Origin of the sequence: Nonomuraea sp. NPDC050404, from assembly GCF_040655495.1 — a bacterium.
GTDB lineage: Bacteria > Actinomycetota > Actinomycetes > Streptosporangiales > Streptosporangiaceae > Nonomuraea.
This window is the reverse complement of record NZ_JBFAKB010000041.1, coordinates 61,002-82,634: the sequence shown is the minus strand read 5'-3', so window position 1 is coordinate 82,634 and position 21,633 is coordinate 61,002. Positions and strand designations below refer to the sequence as shown.

At 68.0% G+C, this 21,633-nt stretch carries 22 protein-coding genes; 9 read left to right on the top strand and 13 right to left on the bottom strand.

Translation table 11 applies throughout. From position 1 onward, the window contains the following. Positions 1–57 precede the first annotated feature (57 nt). Both AB0I81_RS57925 and AB0I81_RS57920 read left to right on the top strand, forming a co-directional pair. A complete protein-coding gene (locus tag AB0I81_RS57925) occupies positions 58–789 on the top strand; it encodes a nucleotidyltransferase domain-containing protein (RefSeq protein ID WP_360677880.1) in 732 nt (243 codons plus the stop codon). Between the two features lie 245 nt (positions 790–1,034). After that, positions 1,035–1,673: a maleylpyruvate isomerase N-terminal domain-containing protein gene (locus AB0I81_RS57920; protein WP_360677878.1), complete on the top strand. Its 639-nt coding sequence runs from the start codon at positions 1,035–1,037 to the stop codon at positions 1,671–1,673. A 191-nt stretch (positions 1,674–1,864) separates the two neighbouring features. Here the strand turns inward: AB0I81_RS57920 and AB0I81_RS57915 are convergent, their stop codons facing one another. Continuing rightward, complete coding sequence (locus tag AB0I81_RS57915) at positions 1,865–2,929, bottom strand: alpha/beta hydrolase (RefSeq protein ID WP_360677876.1); 1,065 nt, start codon at positions 2,927–2,929, stop codon at positions 1,865–1,867. 109 nt (positions 2,930–3,038) lie between these two features. On the opposite strand from AB0I81_RS57915, the gene AB0I81_RS57910 reads away from it, so the two are divergent. Together AB0I81_RS57910 and AB0I81_RS57905 are read left to right on the top strand one after the other, a co-directional pair. Beyond that, the gene (locus AB0I81_RS57910) at positions 3,039–4,154 is read left to right on the top strand and encodes a histidine kinase (RefSeq protein ID WP_360677874.1); all 1,116 of its coding nucleotides are present in this window, start codon (positions 3,039–3,041) and stop codon (positions 4,152–4,154) included. A gap of 84 nt (positions 4,155–4,238) precedes the next feature. After that, positions 4,239–4,886 carry a response regulator transcription factor gene (locus tag AB0I81_RS57905; protein ID WP_360677872.1) on the top strand — a complete coding sequence of 216 codons (648 nt, stop codon included), beginning with the start codon at positions 4,239–4,241 and terminating at the stop codon, positions 4,884–4,886. Here the strand turns inward: AB0I81_RS57905 and AB0I81_RS57900 are convergent. From AB0I81_RS57900 to AB0I81_RS57880, 5 genes are all read right to left on the bottom strand, one after another. Beyond that, the gene (locus tag AB0I81_RS57900) at positions 4,883–5,830 is read right to left on the bottom strand and encodes an ABC transporter ATP-binding protein (RefSeq protein ID WP_360677933.1); all 948 of its coding nucleotides are present in this window, start codon (positions 5,828–5,830) and stop codon (positions 4,883–4,885) included. The two genes, AB0I81_RS57905 and AB0I81_RS57900, sit on opposite strands and share 4 nt — an antisense overlap. A gap of 103 nt (positions 5,831–5,933) precedes the next feature. Then, positions 5,934–6,908 carry an ABC transporter ATP-binding protein gene (locus AB0I81_RS57895; protein WP_360677870.1) on the bottom strand — a complete coding sequence of 325 codons (975 nt, stop codon included), beginning with the start codon at positions 6,906–6,908 and terminating at the stop codon, positions 5,934–5,936. A gap of 46 nt (positions 6,909–6,954) precedes the next feature. Beyond that, positions 6,955–7,836 carry an ABC transporter permease gene (locus tag AB0I81_RS57890; protein WP_360677868.1) on the bottom strand — a complete coding sequence of 294 codons (882 nt, stop codon included), beginning with the start codon at positions 7,834–7,836 and terminating at the stop codon, positions 6,955–6,957. Continuing rightward, positions 7,833–8,888: an ABC transporter permease gene (locus AB0I81_RS57885; RefSeq protein WP_360677866.1), complete on the bottom strand. Its 1,056-nt coding sequence runs from the start codon at positions 8,886–8,888 to the stop codon at positions 7,833–7,835. Before AB0I81_RS57885 ends, AB0I81_RS57890 begins: the two co-directional genes overlap by 4 nt. A 48-nt stretch (positions 8,889–8,936) precedes the next feature. Next, on the bottom strand, positions 8,937–10,751 hold the full coding sequence (locus AB0I81_RS57880) for an ABC transporter substrate-binding protein (RefSeq protein ID WP_360677864.1): 1,815 nt from the start codon (positions 10,749–10,751) through the stop codon (positions 8,937–8,939). Between the two features lie 235 nt (positions 10,752–10,986). On the opposite strand from AB0I81_RS57880, the gene AB0I81_RS57875 reads away from it, so the two are divergent. Continuing rightward, complete coding sequence (locus AB0I81_RS57875) at positions 10,987–11,532, top strand: type 1 glutamine amidotransferase domain-containing protein (protein ID WP_360677862.1); 546 nt, start codon at positions 10,987–10,989, stop codon at positions 11,530–11,532. A 137-nt stretch (positions 11,533–11,669) separates the two neighbouring features. Next, entirely contained in the window at positions 11,670–13,199 is a 1,530-nt protein-coding gene (locus AB0I81_RS57870) for an amino acid permease (protein WP_360677860.1), read from the top strand. A gap of 18 nt (positions 13,200–13,217) precedes the next feature. Here the strand turns inward: AB0I81_RS57870 and AB0I81_RS57865 are convergent, their stop codons facing one another. The 5 genes from AB0I81_RS57865 to AB0I81_RS57845 all read right to left on the bottom strand — a co-directional run bounded on the left by AB0I81_RS57865 (position 13,218) and on the right by AB0I81_RS57845 (position 17,281). Then, positions 13,218–14,726 carry an alpha/beta fold hydrolase gene (locus AB0I81_RS57865; protein ID WP_360677858.1) on the bottom strand — a complete coding sequence of 503 codons (1,509 nt, stop codon included), beginning with the start codon at positions 14,724–14,726 and terminating at the stop codon, positions 13,218–13,220. Positions 14,727–14,855: 129 nt separating this feature from the next. Beyond that, the gene (lipB, locus tag AB0I81_RS57860) at positions 14,856–15,491 is read right to left on the bottom strand and encodes a lipoyl(octanoyl) transferase LipB (protein WP_360677856.1); all 636 of its coding nucleotides are present in this window, start codon (positions 15,489–15,491) and stop codon (positions 14,856–14,858) included. Positions 15,492–15,581: 90 nt separating this feature from the next. After that, positions 15,582–15,776 (bottom strand): PspC domain-containing protein, encoded by a 195-nt coding sequence (locus tag AB0I81_RS57855; RefSeq protein ID WP_360677854.1) that lies wholly within the window; start codon positions 15,774–15,776, stop codon positions 15,582–15,584. An 84-nt stretch (positions 15,777–15,860) separates the two neighbouring features. After that, the gene (locus AB0I81_RS57850) at positions 15,861–16,367 is read right to left on the bottom strand and encodes an HAD domain-containing protein (RefSeq protein ID WP_360677852.1); all 507 of its coding nucleotides are present in this window, start codon (positions 16,365–16,367) and stop codon (positions 15,861–15,863) included. Beyond that, positions 16,364–17,281 carry an AraC family transcriptional regulator gene (locus AB0I81_RS57845; protein ID WP_360677850.1) on the bottom strand — a complete coding sequence of 306 codons (918 nt, stop codon included), beginning with the start codon at positions 17,279–17,281 and terminating at the stop codon, positions 16,364–16,366. Before AB0I81_RS57845 ends, AB0I81_RS57850 begins: the two co-directional genes overlap by 4 nt. Before the next feature lie 75 nt (positions 17,282–17,356). Between AB0I81_RS57845 and AB0I81_RS57840 the strand changes: the two genes are divergently transcribed. From AB0I81_RS57840 to AB0I81_RS57830, 3 genes are all read left to right on the top strand, one after another. Continuing rightward, positions 17,357–18,166: an NAD(P)H-binding protein gene (locus AB0I81_RS57840; RefSeq protein WP_360677848.1), complete on the top strand. Its 810-nt coding sequence runs from the start codon at positions 17,357–17,359 to the stop codon at positions 18,164–18,166. A gap of 129 nt (positions 18,167–18,295) precedes the next feature. Next, positions 18,296–19,126 (top strand): undecaprenyl-diphosphate phosphatase, encoded by an 831-nt coding sequence (locus AB0I81_RS57835; protein WP_360677846.1) that lies wholly within the window; start codon positions 18,296–18,298, stop codon positions 19,124–19,126. A gap of 204 nt (positions 19,127–19,330) precedes the next feature. Then, positions 19,331–19,672: a hypothetical protein gene (locus AB0I81_RS57830; RefSeq protein ID WP_360677844.1), complete on the top strand. Its 342-nt coding sequence runs from the start codon at positions 19,331–19,333 to the stop codon at positions 19,670–19,672. Positions 19,673–19,756: 84 nt separating this feature from the next. On the opposite strand, the gene AB0I81_RS57825 is transcribed toward AB0I81_RS57830, so the two are convergent. Together AB0I81_RS57825 and AB0I81_RS57820 are read right to left on the bottom strand one after the other, a co-directional pair. Then, positions 19,757–20,188 carry a hypothetical protein gene (locus tag AB0I81_RS57825; RefSeq protein ID WP_360677842.1) on the bottom strand — a complete coding sequence of 144 codons (432 nt, stop codon included), beginning with the start codon at positions 20,186–20,188 and terminating at the stop codon, positions 19,757–19,759. 20 nt (positions 20,189–20,208) lie between these two features. Further along, positions 20,209–21,615 (bottom strand): DUF3696 domain-containing protein, encoded by a 1,407-nt coding sequence (locus AB0I81_RS57820; RefSeq protein WP_360677840.1) that lies wholly within the window; start codon positions 21,613–21,615, stop codon positions 20,209–20,211. Positions 21,616–21,633: the final 18 nt, after the last annotated feature.

Below are 21,633 nucleotides of genomic sequence, written 5' to 3'. Positions count from 1 at the left end.
GCAGTGATCCAGAAAATCCCTCCCCTGAAGGGGATGGAAGCTGCCAAAGTGGCCATCATGCACGAAGCGACGGAACGTCTTCTACAGCATTTCCTGGAGGGCGTGGAACCCGCCGTCCCCCTGGTCGCGCTCTGGGCGCACGGCTCGCTCGCCGCCGGTGACTACCAGCCGGGCCGCAGCGATCTGGACCTCATCGCCGTGCTCGACCGCCCTCCGACCATGGACCACTGGCGGCGCATCAAGGCCGTGCACCGCAGGCTCCGCGAGCCTCCGGCGGAGCTGCTGCACTGCTCGTACATGGCCAGGCAGGAGCTGGACGACCACGCGGCCGAGCACATCACGTGGGCGCACGAGCGCATCTTCCGGCGTCCGGTCACCGCGGTCACGCGGCGCGAGCTGCACGACGGGGCGAGGGTGTTGTACGGGCCGCCGCCCGCCGGGCTGCTGCCGCCGGTGACGGACGAGGAGCTGACCCGGTTCGTACGCACGGATCTGCGCGACTACTGGCTGCTCAAGGCCCAGGGACGGCGCCGCTGGCTGCAGGACGTCTGGGTGGACCTGGGCATGATCACGGTCGCCAGGGCCACGGTCACCCTGCGCGAGGGCCGGCTGATCAGCAAGCGGGAGGCGCTGGACGTACTGGCCGAGCTGGACGCGCCGGAGAAGGTGGTGGCCGACATCCGCGCCCGCCGCTACGGCACCCCTGCGCCCGTGCTCAGCAGGTTCAGGAGGGCGCGGCTCGCACGAGCGTTCATCAGATCGGCGATCCGGCGGGCGCTGGCCTCCTGAACCAGGTCGGCGAACCAGCGGACACTGACCTCGTGAACCAGGTCAGCGATTGGGCGGGCACTGATCTCATGAAATTAGGTCAGCGATCAAACGAGGCGTCGGCCTCCTGAATCGGTTCGGCGATCAAGCGAGGCGCCGGCCTCATGAATTTCATCTCATGAAGCAGGATGACAATGCGGGTGGAGACTGTTACTTGCATAGTGAACGCGCGTAACACCACCTGAACCCGGGGGAAAGGGCGGCACATGGGGGAAAGCAGGCAGTCCTATCTGCTGGCCGCGTCATCGGCGGTCGCGCTGCTGCGCGATCCGGCCGTGGCGGCGTCATGGGACAAGCCGAGCGCTCTGATGGAGTTCAGCGTCGCGGGGCTCGCCGGGCACCTGGCGCACCAGCTCGTCAGGGTCGGCGACGTGCTCGTACCGAACGGCCAGGTCGCAGAGCCGATCACACTGCTCGACCACTTCACCCGCTCGCCCTGGGTGCAGGCGGGCCTCGACCACGAGAGCAACCTGACCGTACGGCGCGGCGGTGAGGCGGCCGCGGCGGCCGGGCCCGCGGTGCTGGTCGAGCGGGCCCAGGCGCTGCTGGAGATGCAGAACGCGGCACTGGCTAGCGAGCCCGCCGACCGGGTCGTGAACCTGCCGTGGGCCGGCTGGTCGCTGCGGCTGGACGACTTCCTGCTCACCAGGCTCGTGGAGCTGGTCGTGCACTCCGACGACCTGGCGGCCAGCGTGGGCGTGGACACCCCGACGCTGCCCGACTCGGTGATAGAGCCGGTGGTCGAACTGCTGGCCCGACTGGCCGTACACCGCCACGGCCCCACGGCGGTCATCCGCACCCTGAGCAGAGCCGAACGCGCACCAGCCACAATCAGCGCCTTCTAAGCCGCCACGGCCCCACGACGACCATCCGCACGCTGGGCAGAGCCGAGCGGACACCGGCCACGATCAGCGTCTCTAGGCCACGATCAGCACCTTCGGGCTCTCCTCGGGCCTAGGGGGCTACGATCAGCGCCTTTGGGCCCTTCTCGGACCTTTCTGCGCCTTCGAGCCCTTACCGGCCCTTCTGGGCTCGATCAGGGGCGATGCACGCTGACCTCGGGATAGTCCTTGACCGGCGTCCGCTTGTCCAGCAGGTGCCGGTCGAGGAAGCCCGCCAGGTGGGCGCGGGTGATCTCCAGGGCGCGGGCGCCGTCGAGCTCCTGTGACGGCAGGCCGATCTGCGACCTCAGCACGGCGTAGTCGACGAACGACGAGTGATCGGTGTCCTTGACCGTGATCCAGCGCTTCCAGCCGGTCAGCTTGGGCCAGGCCTGCTTCCACGACTCGTCCGTGCCGTCAGGCGTATGTGACTTAGCCGTGCCGACCAGCAGGAACGGCCGCTTGACCGGCTTGGTGGGATAGTACGTGCCGTCCAGGTTGACGCCGGCCTTGATCCGGGCATCGGCGGGCACGGCCAGGGAGGCGGCGTAACCGCCGACCGAGTGGCCGACCATGGCGATCCGCGAGCGGTCGATCCGCTTGCCCCAGCTCCCGTCGATCAGCTCGTCCAGCACGAACCGCACGTCCTTCACCCGGCCCTTGGCGACCTTGGCATGGTCCTGGCCCTTCACACAGGCCAGGCAGCTGGTGACGCGGCCGTCGGGGAAGGTGGTGGCGAGCGACTCGTAGGTGTGCTCCACAGCCGCGACCAGGTATCCCCTGCTGGCCAGGTCCTCGGCCAGCGAGGTCAGCGTGGCGCGCGGGAAGCTGAACCCCGGCGACATGACGACCAGGGGCAGCCTGCCGCCGGTGGCCTGGGCGTTCACGCGAGCGTGCGTCCTGACCTTCGTGAGTGCGCCGGGGTCCACGGAGTCGTACGGCTTGAGCACCGCCGCCGACTCCTGCTCCGTCATGTACGTCACCGTCTTCCCCGCGGCCTTCTTGGCCGGGTAGTAGAGCGAGACCATGAGCTCCCGCTCCTTCGCCTCGGGGTTCCACGGGTCGGGACGGCTCTTGTCCACGAGGTGCAGGTTGGTGAACCCGACGGGCTTCGAGCCGGTCGGCTTGGGCAGGGCGGGCCCCGCGGCCTGGGCCTGGGCGGCGGGTGCGACGCTCAGGCCGATCAGCACGGTGGCCGTGATGGCGATGGTTCTACGCATGACGACCACGCTGCCGGTCCGGGGGCCAGGAGCGTCCGCCCCGATCGTCGATCGGCATCTACTACTTTCGTCGTAATGCCTGTTCCGGTCCGCCCCATACGCTGTGACCATGCGGTTCGTACTGCTCGGCGTCGGGGTCTTCGCCCTGTCGCTTTTCGTGCTCGGCGGCCAGATGGGGGTGCCGTCGGGCCTGCCGTACCCGGTGACGGTCCTCATCGCCGCCGTCGCGGGCGTGGCCGCGTGGCACGCGCGGCGCTCCTGGTGGCCGCTGGCCGCCCTGGGCGCGCTCACCTACGTCTGGCTGGTGATGTGGCCGCCGCTGCTGGTCGCCTCCTACTATGCGGGCCGCACGCTCGGGAGGACCCGGGACGTCGTGGCCTACGCCGGTGGCGGCCTGGTGGTGTGCGCCGTCTCTGCCGTGGTCGGTGATCTGCGGGGCGGACTGCAGGAGATACTGACCGGCGGGCTGGGCAACGGGCTGTTCATGGCGCTGGGCGTGATCGGGCTGCCGCTGACCGTGGGGCTGTGGACGCGGGCCAGGAGCGAGGTGCTGGAGGCGGCCAGGGAGCGGGCGGAACGGCTCGAACGCGAGCAGGTCATGCGCGCTGAACAGGTCCGGTCGCAGGAGCGGGCCAGGATCGCCAGGGAGATGCACGACATCGTGGCCCACCGGGTCTCGCTCATCGTGCTGCACGCTGGGGCGCTGGAGGTGCGGGCGGCCGACGAGGAGACCGTACGGGCCGCCGCGATGATCGGCGGAATCGGCCGGGAGGCTCTGGCCAACCTGCGTGACGTGCTCGGTGTGCTGCGCACGCCCCAGGCCGAAGCCCCCCAGCCACAGCCGCAGCCGACGCTTGGCGACCTCGACCGGCTGCTCGACCAGTCCCGCGCCCTGGGGATCGAGGTGACCAGGCGCGACGAGGGCGAGCCCCGGCCGGTGGAGGAGACCGTGGAGCGGACCGCGTACCGGGTGATCCAGGAGGCGCTCACCAACGTGCACAAGCACGCGGGGGACGCCGGCACGGACGTGCTGCTGCGGTTCGGCGACGGGGAGTTGGAGGTGGAGGTGCGCAACCGCGCGCCCGGCGCGCCGCACGAGGAGCTGCCGGGCGCGGGCTGGGGGCTGGTGGGGCTGCGGGAGCGGGTGGAGCTGCTCGGCGGCACGCTGCGTACCACCGCCGACGAGAGCGGTGGCTTCCTCGTGAGCGCCAGGATCCCCGCATGAGCACCCAGATCGCTGGGATCCCCGCGTGAGCACCCAGATCGTAGGGAGTCCGGGCATGAGCATCCAGATCACAGGGAGCCCGGCATGATCAGAGTGCTCATCGTGGACGACGAGGAGCTCGTGCGGTCGGGGTTGCGGCTGATCCTGGAGGCGTCCGGCGACATCGCGATCTCCGGTGAAGCCCGCGACGGGGTCGAGGCGCTCGCGGCGGTGCGGCGGTTGCGGCCCGAGGTGGTGCTGATGGACGTGCGTATGCCGGTCATGGACGGTCTGGCCGCCGCCGCCCGTGTGCTGGCTGAGCCGGAACCGCCCAAGCTGATCATGCTGACCACGTTCGATCTGGATGAGTATGTGCACGAGGCCCTGCGTTTGGGGGCGGTCGGATTTCTGCTCAAGGACACGCCGCCCAGGGAGCTGGCCGCGGCCGTCCGCACGGTGGCGGGTGGTCAGGCCATGCTCTCTCCGTCGGTCACCAAGCGTCTGATCGCCTCCTACGCCGATCGCGCCCCCTCCCGCGCCGAGGCCGCCCGCAGGCAGCTCGCCGGGCTCACCGGCCGGGAGGAGGATGTGATCAGGGCGCTGGCCCGCGGCCTGTCCAACGCCGAGATCGGCCGCGAGTTGCACCTCACGGAGGCCACGGTGAAGGCGCACGTCAGCCGGGTGCTGGCCAAGCTGGGCCTGGCCAACCGGGTCCAGGCGGCCATCCTGGTCCACGACGCCGATCTCGGTTAGGCGTTGGCGTAGTGGCAGGCTGTCTGGGCTTCTCGTGCGGCGGGCAGGATGTTCAGGAGTTCGGTGCGGCAGCGGGCGTCCACGCCCGCCTCGGCTGCCTGGCCCGAGGCGAGTACCTGGCAGCGGGCGTGGAAGCGGCACCCGCCCGGGATCCTGGTCGGGTCCGGCGGCTCGCCGGTCAGGACCACCCGCTCGGGCGACTCGGGCAGCACCGACATGAGTGCCTGCGTGTACGGATGCCGGGGAGCGGTCAGCACCTGTTCCACGGGCCCGGACTCGACGATCCTGCCCAGGTACATCACGGCCACCCGGTCGGCGATGTTCCAGGCCAGGCCCAGGTCGTGGGTGACGACCAGTGCCGACAGGCCCAGCTCCTCGCGCAGGCGCAGCAGCAGGGCCAGGATCTCGCCGCGTACGGAGGCGTCCAGCGAGGCCACCGGCTCGTCGGCGATCAGCACCTTGGGGTTCAGGGCGAGAGCGCCGGCGATCACCACCCGCTGCCGCTGCCCGCCGGACAACTCGTGCGGGTAACGCAGGAAGAACCGGTCGGGTGGCCGCAGCCCCGCCCTGGACAGGGCCGTGGTGACGACCTCCCGCTCGTCGGCCAGGCCGTGGATGCGCGGGCCCTCGGCGACGGCCTCGTACACGGTGTGCCTGGGGTTGAGCGAGCCCATCGGGTCCTGCAGGACGAGCTGCACCTGCCTGCGGTAGGACCGCAGTGCCTTGGAGGCGTAGTCGAGTGCCCTGCCGTCGTATCGGACCTCGCCGGAGGTGGGGCGTTCGAGGCCGAGCAGTGTGCGGGCGAGCGTGGTCTTGCCGCAGCCGGACTCGCCGACCAGGGCCACGATCTCGCCCTCGCCGATGGCCAGGTTCACGCCGTCCACCGCGCGGGCGCGGCGGCCCCGCGAGGAGAACTCGACGTGCAGGTCGCGGGCCTCCAGCAGGGTCGGCCGGGTGGCCGCGACCGCCTCGGCGGTGGTCTGCGTCTCGGTCACGACGCCTCCTCCTTGTCCCCGACGTGCACGCAGGCGGTGGTCCGCGTCTCGGTCACGACGCCTCCTCCTTCTCCCTCACGTGCACGCAGGCGGCAGTACGTCCCGGCCCCGCCGGCCACAGCTCGACATCCAGCGAGGAGCATTCGTCCAGCGCGACCGGGCAACGCGGATGGAACGAGCAGCCGCCGGGCAGCCGCATGGGGTCGGGCGGGTCGCCGCCCAGGCCCTTGGGCGCCATCCGCGAGACGGGGTCGCCGACCGTCGGGAACGCCGCCGCCAGCGCCCTGCTGTAGGGATGCCTGGCCGCGTGGAACACCTCGGCGGACGGGCCGTGTTCGACGACGCGGCCCGCGTACATGACGGCGAGCTGGTCGCACACGTCGGCCAGCACCGACAGGTCGTGCGAGATCATGATCAGCGAGATGCCGTGCTCGGCGACCAGCTCCTTGATCAGGGACAGGACCTGGGCCTGCACCATCACGTCGAGCGCGGTGGTCGGCTCGTCGGCGATGATCAGCTTCGGCGAGCAGGCCAGCGCCATCGCGATCATCACCCGCTGCCGCTGCCCGCCCGACAACTCGTGCGGATAACTGCGGGCCCGCCAGGCGGGCAGGCCGACCTGGTCGAGCAGTTCGGCGACGCGCTTCCTGGCCGCCTCGGGCTTGGCCAGGTCGTGCACGAACAGCGGCTCGGCGATCTGGTCGCCGATCCTGCGTACCGGATTGAGGCCGTGCTGCGCGCCCTGGAAGACGATCGACGCCTCGGCCCAGCGCACGGCCCGCAGGCGGCCCCACTTCATGGCCAGCACGTCGTCGCCGTCGAGCAGGATCCGGCCGCCGACGCGCGCGTCCCTGGGCAGCAGCCGCAGCAGCGCCATGGCCAGCGTCGACTTGCCGGATCCCGACTCGCCGGCGACTCCGAGCGCGGCTCCGGAGTCGAGCTTGAGCGACACCCCGCGTACGGCGGGCACCTCGCCCGCGGCGATGCGGTAGGTCACCGACACGTCGTCGAGTTCGAGCAGGCTCATGCGACCAACTCCGTTGGCGGCAGGAGCTCAAGGATGGTTCGCTCGCTCACGCGCCCCTCCTCAGCTGCGGGTTGAGCACGGCCTCCAGCGCCCGCCCGAGCAGGGTGAACGCCATGACGACGACGAGGATGGCCAGGCCGGGGATGAGGATGTACCACCAGGCGCCGTTGGTGGCGGCGCCGAAGTCGTAGGAGGCGCGCAACATGGTGCCCCATGAGGTCTTGTTGGAGGTGACGCCGAGGAAGGCCAGGGTGGACTCGGTGACGATCGCGCTGGCCACCTCCAGCGTGGTGCTGGCCAGCAGCAGCGGTGCCACGTTGGGCAACACGTGCCGGGTGGTGATGTGCCAGTGCCCGCCGCCGAGCGCCTTGGAGCGCTCGATGTACGGCCTGGCCTCGATGGCGAGCGTCTGCGCCCGGATGAGGCGGGCGGTGGACGGCCAGGAGGTGATGGCGATGGCCACGATGACCGTCCACGTGCTGCCGCCCAGGATGGCCGCCAGCACCAGCGCCGTGACCAGCGAGGGCAGCACCAGGAACCAGTCGGTGACCCGCATCAGCACGCCGTTGGTCCAGCCGCGGAAGTGCCCGGCGGCGACGCCGACGACCAAACCGATCACGATGCTGAGCAGGGCGGCCAGGAAGCCGACGAGCAGTGACGTACGCGATCCCCACCAGATCATCAGCAGCACCGAACGCCCGGACTCGTCGGTGCCGAAGGGGAAGGCGGCGCTCGGCGCGTCGAAGTCCTCGCCGGGGGCGTTCACGACGTTGGTCACACCCTCGTCGATGAACAGCGGCGCGACCAGCGCGAGCAGCACGGCGGCGAGCAGGATCACCAGGCCGGCCATCCCGGCGCGGTGGTGGCGGAACTCGGCCCAGAAGCGGCTCAGCGCGAGTCGCCTGCGAGCCATGGCGACACTGGTCATGCCGATCTCACCCTCGGGTCCAGCACATGGTAGACAACGTCGGCCAGCGTGTTCATGACGATCACCGACACGGTGATCAGCATGAACGTGCCCTGCATGAGCGTGAAGTCGGGCACCTGGATCGCGTGGTAGAAGAGCTGGCCCAGGCCGGGCCACGTGTAGATGTACTCCACGGTGACCGCGCCGCCGACCACGAAGCCGATGCGCATGAACACCAGCGTCACCGTGGGCAGCAGCGCGTTGGGCACCGCGTGCCGGCGGCGTACCTCGTCGTCGCGCATGCCCTTGGCCCTGGCCACGGTCACGTAGTCCTGGCTGACCTCCTCCAGCAGGGAGGAGCGCATGACCAGCAGGTACTGCGCGTAGACCACGGCCACCAGGGTCAGGCACGGCAGCACCATGTGGGAGGCCACGTCCAGCACGTACGCGAACCCGTCGGGCGCGTCCACGCTCTCGATGCCGCGGAAGGGGAAGATGCCGGGGATCGGCCCGATGCCGACGCCGAACACCATCATCAGCAGCAGTCCGAGCCAGAACGTCGGCACCGACCACAACAACAACGAGGTGGCGGTGGAGAGCTTGTCGAAGCGGCTGCCGTGCCGCCAGCCCGCCCTGGTGCCCTGCCAGATGCCGAGGCTGACCGCGATGACCAGGCCGGTGCCCGCCAGCAGCAGGGTCGGGCCGATGCGTTCGCCGATCAGGTCGAGCACCGGCCGCTTGTACTCGTAGGAGGTGCCCAGGTCGAGCCTGAGCGTGTCGCCCACGAAGTCGAAGAACTGGTCGATGAGCGGCTTGTCGAGGCCGAGCCGCCGGCGTTCGAGGTCGAGCTGGTCCGGGGTCATGTTGCGGCCCTGGGCCAGGTTGCGTACGGGATCGCCGGGCAGCAGCCGGAACACGAAGAAGGTCCCGACGATCACCATGGCGATACTGAACAGCGCCCCACCGGCCTTCGACAGCGCGTACCGCAGCGTGCCGCGGCGGGTGGAGCGCTCCTCAGCGGGGCCCGCCGCCTGTGCGGCGGCGGGCTCTGCTGCTTCCAGCGGAGTCGTCATTCGCGTGTTTCTGCCGGAGTCGTCATTCTCGTGTTTCTGCCGGGGTCGTCATTCGCGGTCGTCGGCGGTGCTCTTGCGCCGCCTGGTCAGGAGGAAGGCCGCCAGTCCGATCACGACGACGCCGCCCACGACGCCGGCGATGAGGCCGGTGTTGGAGCCGCCGCCCGTGCTCGCGCCGCTGGCCGCCTGGGCCTTGACGTCCGCGGTGTAGAACGGCCAGTAGCTGCTGCCGCCGTACAGCAGGCCCTTGGTCTCGGGGATCGGGGTGATGCTGGTGATGCGGTCCTTGCGGTAACCCTCAAGGTCGTTGGTGTAGTAGAGGGCGATGACGGGGGCGTCGGTGTACAGGCGCTCCTGCATCTGCTTGAGGAGTTCGGCGCGCTTGGGCCGGTCGAGCTCCTTCTGCTGCTCCTTGTAGAGCTTCTCGAAGGTGTCGTCGCAGTAGAAGGACTCGGTGCCGCCGCCGTCGCCCTTCGCGGTCGGCCGGCGGCTGCACAGGTGCGTGGCCATGACCTCTTCGGGATCTGGGTTGACCGACCAGCCGCTGATGGCGATGTCGAAGCGGGCGGTGACGCCGGTCTCCTCGGTGAACTTGCTGGATTCGAGCTTCACCGTGGTCAGCGTGATGCCGATCTCCTTGAAGAAGCCCGTCAGGTACTCGGCGAGCTTGTCCTCAAGCGGCGTCTCGGTGTGGATGGTGAAGCGGAACTCCAGCTTGCGGTCGCCGTCGGGCATCGTACGGACGCCGTCGGCGCCCTTCTTGTACCCGGCGTCGTCGAGGATCTTGTTCGCCTTGGCCACGTCGTGGGAGATCTTGGTCTCGCCGGTGGCCTCCCAGAAGAAGTCCGGGTACATCGGCGGCACGATCGAGCCGTCAGCGGGCTTGGCCAGGCCGTTCTGCACCTCGTCGACCAGCTTCTGCTTGTCGATGGCGTAGTGCAGCGCCTGGCGCACCTTCGGGTCCTTCAGCGCCGGGTGGCCGTCGCCGACCTCCTTGTCGTCGAGCGTGGTGGCGCCGTGGTTGATCTGCAGGTACGACGCGCGCCGGCCCTGGGTGTTCCACGCCTCGATGTTCGGGTCGTTCTGGATCGCCTCGAACTCCGTCGGGGTCATCCGGCCGAGCAGGTCGATGTCACCGGTCTTCAGGCCCGCGATGGCGGCCTGCGGGTTGTTGTAGAGGATGACCTGCAGCTCGTCGATCTTGGGCTTGCCCCGCCAGTAGTTGGGGTTGGCCTGCAACTTGACGTACTGGTCCTTCTTGTGCTCGACCGCGACGTACGGGCCGCTGCTCACGGACGGGTACTTCTCGGCGTCGTAGCCGCCGATGTCGGTGACCGGCTCCCAGGCATGCTTGGGCATGATCGGGGTCGGGTTCTCCAGCATGGACGCCTGCGGCGTCTTCAGCTTGATGACCAGGTCCTGGCCGTTGGCGGTGACGCTCTCGAAGTTCTCCACCGACGGGCCGTTGGCCGTCTTGGCGCCCTCGTCGGTCATCATCTTGTTGAACGTCCAGGCCGCGTCCTCGGCCGTGATCGGCTGGCCGTCGGACCACTTGGCGGTGCGGATCTTGAACGTCCAGGTGAGGCCGTCCTCGGACGCCTCCCACGACTCGGCCAGATCGGGGCTGGGCTCAAGCGTCTTGGAGTCGGGCACCGTGAGGTAGCCGTACATCCAGCGGTGCACCGACGTCGAGACCACGCGGACCGCGAGGAACGGGTTCATCGAGTCCATGGCCTGCGTCGCGCCGACGCGCAAGATCTTCTTCCCCGCCGCGGGATCCTGGGCTAGGGCGGCCGTCGTACCCTGACCGGCCACTAACAGCGCGACACCCAGCGCAGCCAGGCGTGCGAACCATCTCCTCATAAGTGCCTCACCTTCAGGCGGGGATTCCTGTGTAGAGAAAGGCACACCATACGGAGACCGCGTGTCAACGAGTGGCGGAAAATTGTTTCATCTTCGTTTCCTTCGACGGTGTAAATTTTCAGCGCTTATGGCACTACTGTGACCTGCCGTCCCGCCTGTCCTGGTGACTGCCCGCATACATCTCCTCCCACCGGTTAGGGGGGTGGAAACACGCAGCGCAAGGGGGAGAGTACACATGCTGGACGGCAAGACCATCGCTTTCCTGGTCGCTCCCGAGGGAGTCGAGCAGGTGGAGCTCACGGAGCCGTGGAAGGCGGTCAAGCAGGCCGGCGGCACGCCCAGGCTCGTCTCGACCGCGCCCGGCCACATCCAGGGGTTCAACCACCTGGACCCGGCGGACACGTTCGCCGTCGACGACACGGTGGACGCCGCCGACCCCGCCTCCTTCGCCGGCCTCATCCTGCCGGGAGGCGTGGCCAACCCGGACTTCCTGCGTACGGTGCCGGAGGCCGTGGAGTTCACCCGTGCCTTCTTCGACGCGGGCAAGCCGGTGGCCGCCATCTGCCACGCGCCGTGGACGCTGGTCGAGGCGGATGTCGTACGCGGACGTACGCTGACCTCCTGGCCCAGCCTCAGAACCGACCTGCGCAACGCCGGGGCGACCTGGGTGGACAAGGAGGTCGTGGTGGACACGGCCGGCCCGAACATGCTGGTCACCAGCCGCAAGCCGGACGACCTCAAGGCGTTCTGCCAGGCGGCCATGGACGCGTTCGGCCAGTAGAGCTCCGCCGGACGCGCGGAGACCACCGTTCACCCTGACGAGATCGAAAACCGCGTGTAACACCTTGTCCCCTGGGGGGAAATGGTCTAGACCTAGACCAAAAGGAGCGTCCTCCGCGCCCCCCAGGGAGACTCTCAATGTCCACTGAAGAGGATTCCAGGCGTCTCGCCGAGCTCGGCTACAAGCAGGAGCTGGCGCGCACCTGGAGCGGTTTCTCGAACTTCGCCATCTCCTTCTCGATCATCTCCATCCTCGCCGGCTGCTTCACGACCTTCGGACAGGCCTGGAACAACGGCGGCCCCATCGCCATCTCATGGGGCTGGCCGCTGATCTCCATCTTCATCCTGATCATCGGTTTCTGCATGTCGGAGCTGGTGTCGGCGTACCCGACGGCGGGCGGCATCTACTGGTGGGCCGCCAAGCTGGGCAAGCCGATCCACGGCTGGTTCACCGGCTGGCTCAACCTGATCGGCCTCATCGCCGTCACCGCCTCGGTCGACTACGGCTGCGCGACCTTCCTCAACATCACCCTCAACCGCCTGACCGGCGGCGCCTGGGAGGGCACGCTCCCGCAGGCGTTCCTGCTGTTCGTGATCGTCCTGGCACTGCACGCGCTGATCAACATCTACAGCCACAAGCTGATCTCGCTCCTGCAGAACGTCTCCGTCTGGTGGCACGTGGCGGGCGCCGCGATCATCGTCGCCATCCTGATCTTCGCCCCGGACAACCACCAGTCGGCCTCCTTCGTCTTCTTCGGCACCAACAACAACTCGGGCTTCGGTGACGGATCGGACGGACTGCCCTTCTGGTTGTACGTGCTCCCGCTCGGCTTCCTGCTCACCCAGTACACGATCACCGGCTTCGACGCCTGCGCCCACGTCTCGGAGGAGACCCAGGGCGCGGCCAGGAGCGCGGCGCGCGGCCTGTGGCAGTCGATCTTCTACTCGGCCATCGGCGGCTGGATCCTGCTGCTGTCGTTCCTGTTCGCCGCCACGAACGTGGACGCGCTCAACGAACAGGGCGGCTTCGTCGGCGCCATCTTCGAGACCGCGCTCTCCTCCCCGCTGGCCACCGCGATCTTCGCGATCTCCACGATCGGCCAGTTCTTCTGCGGGATGAGCTGCGTGACGTCGATGTCGCGGATGACGTACGCGTTCTCGCGCGACGGGGCCGTGCCCGGCTGGCGGCTGTGGTCGAAGGTGGACCGCAACCGCGTCCCCGTCAACGCGATCATCGCCGGCTGCGTCGCGGCCGCGCTGATCACCCTGCCCGCCCTCTACGCCCCTCCGGGGTTCGCCACCCCGGTCGCCTTCTACGCCGTCGTCTCGATCGCGGTCATCGGCCTCTACCTGGCCTTCCTCATCCCGATCTGGCTCCGGCTGCGCATGGGCGACGACTTCGTCCCCGGGCCGTGGACGCTCGGCAAGAAGTACAAGGCGCTGTGCTGGATCGCCTGCGTGGAGATCGTCGTCGTCTCGGTCTACTTCGTGATGCCGTTCTCCCCGGCCGGCGTACCCGGCAGCGCCGACTTCACGTGGACGTCCGTGAACTACGCGCCGATCGCGGTCGGGGTGGTGCTGATCGGCATCGCCCTGTGGTGGGCCCTGTCGGCCCGCCACTGGTTCACGGGACCCCGCCGCCCGGTCGACGAGGTCCCTGCCGCGTGAACGGGTACGGGCCTCAGATCACCACTTGAGCCCGTCGGCCGGCCACGCCGGCTGCTGCTGCTTGAGCGTGTTCTCCTTGAGGGTGCCCACGGCGCAGGTGGTGTGCTGCGCCGGCACCTTCAGCGAGATCAGGTACTCGTCGAAGATGTCCGTCTGGCACTTGTCCTTGCCGTAGATGCGGTGCCCGTAGCCCTCGTACGTGATCAGCACCGCCTTCGGCCCGAGCTGCCTGGTCACGTTCGCCGACCAGATCCACGGCGTAGCCGGGTCGTGGATCCCGTTGCCGACCAGCAGCGGGGCGTCGCCGGTGTACTTCAGCTCGTGCTGCGGGTTGGTGTTCGGGTAGTTCATGCAGATCGGCAGGTCATCCGTGATGTACGGGTGATACCGCGTGTCCGGGGCCAGCCGGTTCGCGATCTTCATGAGCGTGGCGTAGTCGGTGTAGTTACGCAGCTTGAAGTTGTAGTCCTGGCAGAGCTGAGTGGTCGGCAGGGTGGCGGCGTCACCCTCCACCGGCCCCCTGCCGGGCAGCGGCGGCACCCACGCCGGCGGCGGCCCGCCGTTGAGCCAGTTGATCGTCTCGCTCAGCGTGCGCCAGTCGGGCCCCTCGTTGCCCAGCGCCGCGTTGTAGATGACCTGCAACTCGGTCATCGTCTGGCCCGTGCTCGGGTACTTCAGCTCACCGGCCCGCGCCTTGGCCAGCAGGTCCTTCCAGATGGCGCGGATGTCCTCGCCGTGCAGGACGCAGGCCGGGTCCGACTCGCACCATCCGACGAACTGGTCGAACGCGTGCTCCACGGCGATCGCCTCGGTGCCGAAGAAGCCCTTGACGTCGAGGCTGTGGTCCATGTTGCTGTCCAGCGCGATGGCCCTGACCCGGTCCGGGAACAGCTCGGCGTACATCTGGCCGACGATGGTGCCGTAGGAGATGCCGTAGAAGGTGAGCTTCTCGTCGCCGAGAGCGGCGCGCAGGGCGTCCACGTCACGGGCGATGTCGACCGAGTCGACGTGGTCGTACACGGGGCCGGTACGTTCCCGGCAGTCCTGGTGCAGCTTCTTGGTGAAGGCGTCCCAGGCGTCGAAGTCGGCCTGGCTCTTCATGACCAGGGGCGGCATCTGGTTGTAGACCGACGCCGAGCAGATCACCGCGTTGCTGCGCGCCACCCCCCGGGGGTCGAAGCCCACGATGTCGAAGCGCCGCTGCAACTCCTCGGTGTAGGAGCCGGGCGCCCCGTAGACGGCCTCCACACCCGACACGCCCGGACCGCCCGGGTTGATCACGAGCGAGCCCACCCGGGCCGCCGGATCGGTGGCCTTGCGCCGCGCGACCGCGATGTCGACGGTGGGACCGTCCGGCTTGGCCCAGTCCACCGGCACTGTCAGTGTGCCGCACTCGGCGGCCGGCTCCTCCGCACACAACGCCCAGGCGATGGACGACTGCTCGGCCTCCGCACTCGCCGCCGAAACAGGTAACAACGCCGTCAGTCCCACGAAAGCGACGGCGAGCAGGGAAAGTCTCTTACGCATGTTGCTCCGATCGATGGGTCGGTCTGCCCGCATCCGGGAATACGGCCAACCCCGATCCTCGCTCCCGAACAACCTGCGCGCGCAAATCCTGTCCGCCTACGTCGCCAAGGGAACTCGCCGACCGACCCGTCAGGAAGCCTCGAACGCCCGCGCGACGGCCGCGCGGATCTCCTCCATCGAGGCGTCGCCCAGCTCGCGCTTGACCGACGTCATGTCCACCTCCGGCATCCCGCAGGCCACCGCCCAGTTCCACGGCGTCAGGTCGCCGTCGACGTTGAGCGCGAACCCGTGGCTGGTCACGCCCCGGCTCTGCCGCATCCCGATCGAGATGATCTTCCGCCCCGTCGATGCCGTCCAGACCCCGGTGAGCAGTTCGGAGCCCGGCGGGGTGTCGCGCCGCTCGGCCGGCAGCCCCAGCTTGCCCAGCGCGTCCACCAGCCGCAACTCCACCTCGCGCACGTAGTCGACGATGCCCTCGCCCTCGTCCAGCTTGACGATGAGGTAGCCGACGAGCTGCCCGGGCCCGTGATAGGTGAGCTGACCGCCACGGCCCGTCTCGATGACGGGGATGCCGCGCGTGGGGTCGGGCAGGTGGGCGATCGGGGTGCGGCGCCCGATGGTGTAGACGGACGGGTGGCTCAGCAACCACAACGTGTCCGGCCGCTCGTCCCGTTGGCGCTGCCCGACCAGGTCGGTCATGCGCTCCATCGCCTTGTCGTACTCGACGAGCTCATCCTGGATGAGCGTCAGCGGCCTTGCCCTCATACTCCGAGGATATGCCGCCTCCCTGAATGCGAACGCGGGCGGTACGGGGTGGGCGAGCGGGCCCACCCCCAGCTGTCCTCGGTGGCGCGGTTACGCGGTCGGGTAACCCTTCGGCGGCGCGTTCGGGACGAGGATCCACATCACGACGTAGACGACCCACAGCGGTCCCGGAATGAGCGACAGGAGCAGCCAGAGGATCCGGACGAGGGTGGGAGGCAGGCCCATCTTGTCGGCGAGACCGCCGCAGACGCCTGCGATGATCCTGTGCTCACGTGAGCGGTACATGCTGTTCCTCCGTGTGGTTTTCGCGGACCTTACTGGGAACGCGATCTACTTGGGCCAACGGACGACGCGGCTGTAAGACTCCCGTCAGGAACCCTGAGAAAACCCTGTAAGGGTCAGCCACTCATGTGCCATGCCCAGATGTCGGCTGGTCAGTCCCTTCGCGGGATCGACGTGGACGAGCAGGAAGTCGTTCAAACCCTGATGCACCCTGAGATACTCCTCGTCCTCCGCCCACACCTGGTCGTCGAACCACACGAACGGCCGCCGCCCCGCGTACGCCGCCACGTGCGGCGTCTTGAACATCTCCCCGCGCTCGCTGGGCCCCTCCGGGCTCATCGTGATGACGGGCAGCGCGGGCAGGCCGATCCTGGGAGAGATCCACTCGTTGGCGTGGTGTTCCCAGGTCGTGGCCCAGACCAGTTCGGAGCCGGTGGTGATGGCCAGGTCGAGCAGGCGGCGGCCGTGCCGGGGGTTGAGGTGCACGGTGTAGACGTCGGTGTCGATCGTGCAGCGGTAACGGTGGAAGTCCGGCGTGGGGCGGCCGATGGGATTGAGCACGCCGTCCACGTCGAGCAGGATCAGAGGTTTCACTGAGCGGCCGCCCGGTGGTCCTGGGGGCTGATGCCGCGTACCCGCTTGAAGGCCGCGCTGAGCGCGAACGGGCTGCCGTAGCCGACCTTCCTGGCCACCGAGCCGATCGTGGCGTCGGGCTCGCGCAGCAGGTCGGCGGCCAGGGCCAGCCGCCAGTCGGTGAGGAAGGCCATCGGCGGCTCGCCGACCAGGTCGGTGAAGCGCCTGGCCAGCGCCGCCCTGGACACGCCCACCTCGGCGGCCAGCGCGCCGACCGTCCACGGGTGTGCGGGATTGTTGTGCAACATGCGCATGGCCTTGCCGACCACCGGGTCGTTCATCGCGCGATACCAGCCGGGCGCCTGGTGGGTGGCGAAGTGCGCCCGCAACACCGCGATGAGCAGCAGGTCGAGCAGGCGGTTGAGGACCGCCTCCTGCCCCGGCTCGTCCTTGACGATCTCGGCGCCGAGCAGCGTGATGAGCGGGTCGCCCGGCTGCACGATCAGCCGGGGCAGCGCTTCGAGCAGCCGCCTGCTGACCTCGCCCTCCAGGTTGTAGGTGCCGGTGAGCAGCACGGTCCCGCCGTCGGAGTTGTTGCCCCACGTCCGCACGCCCAGGTCCATGGCCTGGTAGAGGGACTCACCGTCGAGCGTGGTGCAGTGCTGGCCGGGGTGGATGACGATCTGCGGCTTGGTGCCGGGGTCGTCGGCCACCGTGTACGGCTCCGGCCCCCGCGCGATGGCCACCTGCCCTGGCTCCAGATGTACGGGCCCGCCCTCGTCGTACCAGAGCCAGGACTCGCCCCGTACCTGCGCGATCACCGACAGCGGAGCCTCGTCCTGAATGCGCAGTGACCAGGGCGGATCGAGGATCGAACGCAGCAGGAAGGCGCTGCGCGCCCGCGGGCCGTCGAGAAGCGCCGCGAGCTGGTCCATGCCTTAGACGATCGCATATGCAAACGAGCTTCTCAACCATGGAGAGTCTTATCGGCATCGGGGCTTACTAGATGCATGACGATTCTGGTGCTGGGCGGCACGGGCAAGACCGGCCGCCGCATAGCCGACCGGCTCAACGGCCTCGGCCTGCCCGTACGGATCGGGTCCCGCTCCGGCGTCCCGGCCTTCGACTGGCAGGACCGCGAGACCTGGCGGGCCGCCATCGACGGCGTCACGGCCGTCTACGTGTCCTACTACCCCGACCTCACCTTCCCCGGCGCGTACGACGACATCAAGGCGTTCACGGACTTCGCCGTGCGCGGCGGCGTACAACGACTGGTCCTGCTGTCCGCGCGGGGCGAGCCGGAGGCGGAGGCCAGCGAGCGCACCATCCAGGAGTCCGGCGTGGACTGGACGGTGCTGCGCTGCGCCTGGTTCATGCAGAACCTGAGCGAGGACTTCCTGCTCGGCCCGGTGCTCGACGGCGTCATCGCCCTGCCGGCCGCCGACGTGCCCGAGCCCTTCCTGGACGTGGAGGACATCGTGGACGTCGCCGTGGCGGCCCTGACCGAGAAGGGGCACGCGGGCCGGCTGTACGACATGACGGGACCCCGGCTGCTCACGTTCGGCGACGTGGCCAGGGAACTGTCGGAGGTGACGGGCAGGCGGATCACGTTCGCCCGGGTGACGCAGGAGGAGTACGTGAGCTCGGCCGTCAAGCACGGCGTGCCGGAGGAGGCGGCGCAGCCCCTGGCCGCCATGTTCGCCGAGATCCTGGACGGCCGCAACGCCTCCGTGGCGGACGGCGTGCGGCAGGCGCTCGGCCGCCCGGCACGCGACTTCACCGACTTCGCCCGCGCCAACGCCGCCGCCTGGAAGCGCTGACCCCCGCGGGCCGCCCGAGTCACCCTGCGTGTCCGGTCCAATCACTGAACGGCAGATGAACGCGATTACCGGGTCTCCATTTCCGCTAGCCTCACCTCCATCACTCCCACGTGCTCGGAAGGTGTAGTCGTGATCGGCTGGCTCGAAGCGGTGATTCTGGGGTTGGTTCAGGGACTCACAGAGTTCCTGCCGATCTCCTCCAGCGCCCACATCAGGGTGGTCTCCGCCTTCGCCGGCTGGAAGGACCCCGGGGCCGCGTTCACCGCGGTCATCCAGATCGGCACGGAGCTGGCCGTGGTGATCTACTTCAGGAAAGAGCTCTGGGAGATCATCTCGACCTGGACGCGCTCCCTGTTCCGCAAGGACCTGCGCGGCCACTGGGCGGCCCGCATGGGCTGGTACATCATCGTCGGCACCCTGCCCATCGCCGTTCTGGGCCTGGTGCTGAAGGACCAGATCGAGGGCGCCTTCCGCGACCTGCGCCTGGTGGGCACGACGCTGATCGTCTTCGCGCTCATCCTGTGGTTCGCCGACCGCACCGCCCGCAACAAGCTCACGCTGGAGAAGCACCTCAGCTTCGCCCACGCCCTCGTGTACGGCTTCGCCCAGGCCCTGGCCCTGATCCCCGGCGTCTCCCGCTCCGGCGGCACCACGACGGCCGGCCTGCTGCTCGACTACCGTCGCGAGGACGCCGCCAAATACTCCTTCCTGCTGGCCATGCCCGCCGTCTTCGCCTCAGGCGCGCTGGAGCTCTTCGAGATCGGTGGCGCGAACACCCCCGACTGGGGTCCCACGATCCTGGCCACGATCATCTCGTTCATCGTCGGGTACGCGGCGGTGGCCTGGTTCCTGCGCTACATCAGCACCCACCGCTTCACCCCGTTCGTGATCTACCGGATCATCCTCGGCTTCTTCGTCATCCTCGCGGTCACGGCGGGCTGGATCCCGGCGCGCGGATGACCCCGTAAGTGGCGAATGTATTAAAAAACCCAAACTGCCAAGCAGCCACCATGACATATCGCGGAAGTCGTTGTGCCTGCCCGGAAACAAGGGCTACCGTTAAAAACATTCGCCATACGGGGCCAAACCCAAAACGGCCCCGCCAGGTGTTAGCCCACCTGACGGGACCTGGATCCGGCCCCCTCCCAGAAAGGTGACCAGATCGTGCACGACAATCTACCCGCTGCCCCATGCCCTCGCGTCCCATGGTGCCGCCTCGCCCACCCCGCCGCCGCCCTCACCGACCGCGACCACGTCAGCGCCCCGCTCGTCCTGTCCGACCTGGGGCAACGCCTGACCCTGTTCCGCTGGCAGGCCGAGAGCAACGGCACCCTGCTCGACCAGCCCAGAGTTCGCATCACATACGGACCGCTCAATTCACGCCTGAGTCCCGCCTGGCTCGACCTCACCCCGGAAAACGCCGACAGCCTCGCCGAAATTCTCGGCCAGCTCACTCCGCTGAGCACCGCCGGTCTTATCGCCGGACTGTACGCTCACGCCAATTGAGTCCGCTCGGCACATAAGTGTGGCGAGGGCCGAACCGCCCTCGCCACCGATCTAGTGCTCTCGGCACCCGTCGCATAATTCGACCTAGACGATGTCATTCTGCTTCAGCTCCTGGACCGCTTCGCGCCAGTCCGGGTCCGCGCAGTTCACGATGGCAGACCGGCGCCCATCCGCCACAACCGTCGCCACGAACTTGTGATCAGAGGGATCGAACGCCTGCAAGCCCTCCGGAACCTCCTCGAACGAACCACGCTCGTCCGGGGTGATCTCAACCTTGTGGACATGACGAGGATCGGCCTGTCTGCGATGCAACTGCAGGAAGAAGCGATCTCCTACTCCCGGCTGCCCCCTGTAGGAGCAGTGCTTCTCATATTCCTCAAATATGAGCCAGGAGCTGTCGAGTACGACGATCCCACGACTCTCCACGTGCTCCAAGAATTCAACAGCCGCTTTAGCGCACGCAGCGCTCACATGATCGGCTTTCCCGTTGGATACGATCAGCACGTTGGTGTCCATGACGACACGCGAAAGATGGTTCAAGTCGGCTTCTCGTCATTCGCTCGCCTGCGTGCCGCCCGGTTCATGGCGGCTGCCTCCTCGAACTGATTCCCGAAGAAATCATCCGGCCAGTTCGTGATGTTCCCGAATGAATCCAGCACAAGCCGGTCGACCTTCGAGGCGGCGCCTTCCGTCCTGCAGAAATAGAGCAGGCAGTCCTCGGGTTCCAGCGCCAACCCCCGACCGATCTCCTTTTCCGCGATGCGACGCTGCAGGCGCATGAGGAAGTGTTCGGAGTGGCTTTCGACCACCACCTGTATGTTGCGGACTTTCGCGGCCTCGATGACCACGTCCGCAAGTCCGCTCTGCACGGCGGGATGCAGGTGAATCTCCGGCTGCTCAAGGAGCACCGTCGACCCTTCGGGGGCGTAGGCCAGCAGAACCAACACCGGGAGCACCTGGCTGACGCCGAACCCGACATCCGTGAGAAGGACCGGCGTACTGCCGGGTGAGCGCCTCACCTGAACGCGGTAGAGGGTTCCTCTGTCGTCAACCGGCTCCACCGCGAAGGAATGGATCAGTCCGAGCTCTTGCAGCCAGGCGGCGACATGCTCCTCCACACTGATGAGCTTGGTGCGGCGGGAGCCGTCCTTCCGGATCACGAATCCGCGCGCGTTGGTCCTGCCATCGGCCTGGGAGGCGATCAGCGCTTCGATGGCCAGCTCACCCCTCCTGCCGACGTCGACAGGCCGACCACCTGACCAGATGTACTGACGCGCGGGGTCCTGTCTCAGGGGACCAAGATAGTAAATACGACTACACAGCTTCTCGAATTGCAGCTCCAGATCGGACAAGAAGGCCGCGTTCCGATAGTACGCGCGCACCTGATGGGGAAAGCTGTAGAACTTCCCTGGCGAAGGCAAGAGCCGCGGCCGTTCCGGTACGTGCTCGAAGGGATATCCATCGGAGTCGAGCACATACTCATCCTTCTCGCTTGCGACGCGTTCAAGCGAGAAGCCGACGTCGCCCAGCCGATACTCGATCCGTTGCGCGACCATGAAATGCCCCAGCTCCCGAACCCGGGCGAGCAGACTGAGATCACGGCTTTTATCGATCGCCGCCCGCCCTTTCGGGTCAGTATTCTGGATCTCGTATGCCTTGCTCTCATGCCAACCGATCTCAACTCCGACCGTGTTCTTCGAATTGTGCTGAAACACAAGGTCGAAGAATGTTCCCAGGCTTACGAGCGACGCCGGCCCTCCGCCCAGGTCGAAGACACGGCCCCTGTTCGACGATTCGGCAGTCTGCTTGAGCAGCAGCAGACTCTGCAAGAAACTGGTCTTCCCGGACGAATTACTACCAAAGAACGCCGTTATCGGGCCAAACTCGACATTGCCGCTGTCCTGCCAAGCCTTGAAATTTTGCAACCTGAGACGCGTTATCATCAATTTCCGCCTCTCTGG

What these genes read in the sequence shown, in the direction of transcription:
- AB0I81_RS57840 (WP_360677848.1), top strand. Translation starts at nt 17,357, where the DNA reads ATGACGATTCTGGTGCTGGGCGGCACGGGCAAGACCGGCCGCCGCATA.
- AB0I81_RS57870 (WP_360677860.1), top strand. Translation starts at nt 11,670, where the DNA reads ATGTCCACTGAAGAGGATTCCAGGCGTCTCGCCGAGCTCGGCTACAAG.
- AB0I81_RS57855 (WP_360677854.1), bottom strand. Translation starts at nt 15,776, where the DNA reads ATGTACCGCTCACGTGAGCACAGGATCATCGCAGGCGTCTGCGGCGGT.
- AB0I81_RS57885 (WP_360677866.1), bottom strand. Translation starts at nt 8,888, where the DNA reads ATGACGACTCCGCTGGAAGCAGCAGAGCCCGCCGCCGCACAGGCGGCG.
- AB0I81_RS57915 (WP_360677876.1), bottom strand. Translation starts at nt 2,929, where the DNA reads ATGCGTAGAACCATCGCCATCACGGCCACCGTGCTGATCGGCCTGAGC.
- AB0I81_RS57845 (WP_360677850.1), bottom strand. Translation starts at nt 17,281, where the DNA reads ATGGACCAGCTCGCGGCGCTTCTCGACGGCCCGCGGGCGCGCAGCGCC.
- lipB (WP_360677856.1), bottom strand. Translation starts at nt 15,491, where the DNA reads ATGAGGGCAAGGCCGCTGACGCTCATCCAGGATGAGCTCGTCGAGTAC.
- AB0I81_RS57905 (WP_360677872.1), top strand. Translation starts at nt 4,239, where the DNA reads ATGATCAGAGTGCTCATCGTGGACGACGAGGAGCTCGTGCGGTCGGGG.
- AB0I81_RS57895 (WP_360677870.1), bottom strand. Translation starts at nt 6,908, where the DNA reads ATGAGCCTGCTCGAACTCGACGACGTGTCGGTGACCTACCGCATCGCC.
- AB0I81_RS57925 (WP_360677880.1), top strand. Translation starts at nt 58, where the DNA reads ATGCACGAAGCGACGGAACGTCTTCTACAGCATTTCCTGGAGGGCGTG.
- AB0I81_RS57880 (WP_360677864.1), bottom strand. Translation starts at nt 10,751, where the DNA reads ATGAGGAGATGGTTCGCACGCCTGGCTGCGCTGGGTGTCGCGCTGTTA.
- AB0I81_RS57910 (WP_360677874.1), top strand. Translation starts at nt 3,039, where the DNA reads ATGCGGTTCGTACTGCTCGGCGTCGGGGTCTTCGCCCTGTCGCTTTTC.
- AB0I81_RS57875 (WP_360677862.1), top strand. Translation starts at nt 10,987, where the DNA reads ATGCTGGACGGCAAGACCATCGCTTTCCTGGTCGCTCCCGAGGGAGTC.
- AB0I81_RS57825 (WP_360677842.1), bottom strand. Translation starts at nt 20,188, where the DNA reads ATGGACACCAACGTGCTGATCGTATCCAACGGGAAAGCCGATCATGTG.
- AB0I81_RS57865 (WP_360677858.1), bottom strand. Translation starts at nt 14,726, where the DNA reads ATGCGTAAGAGACTTTCCCTGCTCGCCGTCGCTTTCGTGGGACTGACG.
- AB0I81_RS57890 (WP_360677868.1), bottom strand. Translation starts at nt 7,836, where the DNA reads ATGACCAGTGTCGCCATGGCTCGCAGGCGACTCGCGCTGAGCCGCTTC.
- AB0I81_RS57820 (WP_360677840.1), bottom strand. Translation starts at nt 21,615, where the DNA reads ATGATAACGCGTCTCAGGTTGCAAAATTTCAAGGCTTGGCAGGACAGC.
- AB0I81_RS57920 (WP_360677878.1), top strand. Translation starts at nt 1,035, where the DNA reads ATGGGGGAAAGCAGGCAGTCCTATCTGCTGGCCGCGTCATCGGCGGTC.